Consider the following 2213-nt stretch of genomic DNA (forward strand, 5'->3'; position numbering starts at 1 on the left):
GCCGGCCTGCAGGCGATCGCCACGGCGCGCCGTCTCGGCGCCATCGTCACCGCCACCGACGTGCGGCCGGCGGTGAAAGAGCAGGTGCAGTCGCTCGGCGCCAAGTTCCTGGCGGTCGAGGACGAGGAGTTCAAGGCGGCCGAGACGGCCGGCGGCTATGCCAAGGAAATGTCGAAGGAATACCAGGCCAAGCAGGCGGCGCTCACGGCCGAGCATATCGCCAAGCAGGACATCGTCATCACCACGGCGCTGATCCCGGGCCGGCCGGCGCCGAAGCTGGTCTCCGCCGCCATGGTCGCCTCGATGAAGCCGGGTTCGGTGATCGTCGACCTGGCCGTAGAGCGCGGCGGCAATGTCGAGGGCGCGGTGCCCGGCAAGGTCGTGACGACACAAAACGGCGTCAAGATCGTCGGCCATCTCAACGTGCCGGGCCGCGTCGGGGCCTCGGCCTCGCTGCTTTACGCCAGGAACCTTTACGCCTTCCTCGAGACCATGGTCGACAAGGCGGCGAGAGAGCTTGCCATCAAGCGCGACGACGAGCTGGTCAAGGCGACGATGCTGACCGACGCCGGCAAAGTCGTGCATCCGAACTTCGCCAAGCCAGCCGAGGAGCCGCGCACGGAACCGGCGGCCATTCCGGCCTCGACCATGGTCGCCGACGCCTCGGCCAGACCTGCTGCGAAGAAGACACCGGCCAAACAACCCGCCGCAGCCAAGTCGCCCTCGTCCAAGTCGAAAGGGACCGCGTGATGGAACAGCTGCAGAAAGCTCTCGACCAGCTCGATCAGGCGACCGCCGCCGTTCGCCTTGCGGTGCAGGATCTTGCCAACGCGCCGGCCGGCGCCGAGGCCGCCGGCAACGCGGCGCATGCCTTGTCAGGCGGCGCCATCGATCCCTTCGTCTTCCGTTTCGCCATCTTCGTGCTGGCGATCTTCGTCGGCTATTATGTCGTGTGGTCGGTGACGCCGGCGCTGCACACGCCGCTGATGGCCGTCACCAACGCCATCTCCTCGGTCATCGTCGTCGGCGCGCTGCTTGCCGTCGGCATTGCCGCTTCAGGCCTTGCCGCGGGCTTCGGCTTCGTCGCGTTGGTGCTTGTTTCGGTAAATATCTTCGGCGGTTTCCTCGTCACTCAGCGCATGCTGGCCATGTACAAGAAGAAGGAAAAGTGACGTGAACGCCAACTTCGCTTCCTTCCTCTATCTCGTCTCGGGCATCCTGTTCATCCTGGCCCTGCGCGGCCTGTCGCACCCGACCACCAGCCGCCAGGGCAATCTCTACGGCATGATCGGCATGGGCATTGCCATCGTCACCACGCTGGCATTGGCGACCCCGTCGGCCGGCCGCTTCGGCCTGATCGTGCTCGGCCTCGCCATCGGCGGTGGCATCGGCGCCGTCACCGCGCGCCGCATCGCCATGACGTCGATGCCGCAGCTCGTCGCCGCGTTCCACTCGCTCGTCGGTTTCGCCGCCGTCATGGTGGCAGCCGCCGCCATCTACGCGCCGGAAAGCTTCGGCATCGGCACGGCGGGCGACATCCACGCCCAGGCGCTGATCGAGATGAGCCTTGGCGTGGCGATCGGCGCCATCACCTTCACCGGCTCGGTCATCGCCTTCCTGAAGCTCGACGGCCGCATGTCCGGCAAGCCGATCATGATCGGCGGCCGCCACTTGATCAACATCGCCCTCGGCGCAGCACTGGTCGTGTTGATCGTGCTTTTGGTCACCACCGAAGCAAAGCTCGTCTTCTGGCTGATCGTCGCTGCCTCGCTGGTGCTGGGCGTGCTGCTCATCATCCCGATCGGCGGCGCCGACATGCCGGTCGTGGTGTCGATGCTGAACTCCTATTCCGGCTGGGCGGCGGCGGCTCTCGGCTTCACGCTCGGCAACCTGGCGCTGATCATCACCGGCGCGCTGGTCGGCTCGTCCGGCGCGATCCTGTCCTACATCATGTGCAAGGGCATGAACCGCTCCTTCATCTCGGTCATCCTCGGCGGCTTCGGCGGCGAAACGGCCGCGGCTGTCGACGACGGCATCGAGCGCACCGTCAAGCAGGGCTCGGCCGACGATGCCGCCTATCTGATGATGAACGCGCAGAAGGTCATCATCGTGCCCGGCTACGGCATGGCGGTCGCCCAGGCGCAGCACGCGCTGCGCGAAATGGCCGACAAGCTCAAGGCCAATGGCGTCGAGGTGAAATACGCCATTCACCC

The 2213-nt window shown here is 66.3% G+C and carries 3 protein-coding genes; all 3 read left to right on the forward strand.

Going from position 1 to position 2213, the window contains the following annotated elements; translation table 11 throughout:
- On the forward strand, nt 1-750 hold a 750-nt coding region (locus ACWGS9_RS34615; RefSeq protein ID WP_459077406.1), incomplete at its 5' end, for a Rossmann-fold NAD(P)-binding domain-containing protein.
- Entirely contained in the window at nt 750-1172 is a 423-nt protein-coding gene (locus ACWGS9_RS34620) for an NAD(P) transhydrogenase subunit alpha part 2 (RefSeq protein ID WP_040974911.1), read from the forward strand. The genes ACWGS9_RS34615 and ACWGS9_RS34620, both read left to right, overlap by 1 nt.
- Before the next feature lies 1 nt (nt 1173).
- The coding region (locus ACWGS9_RS34625; RefSeq protein ID WP_454509412.1) for an NAD(P)(+) transhydrogenase (Re/Si-specific) subunit beta at nt 1174-2213 on the forward strand (1040 nt) is incomplete at its 3' end.

The organism is Mesorhizobium sp. Arg314 (assembly GCF_053714275.1).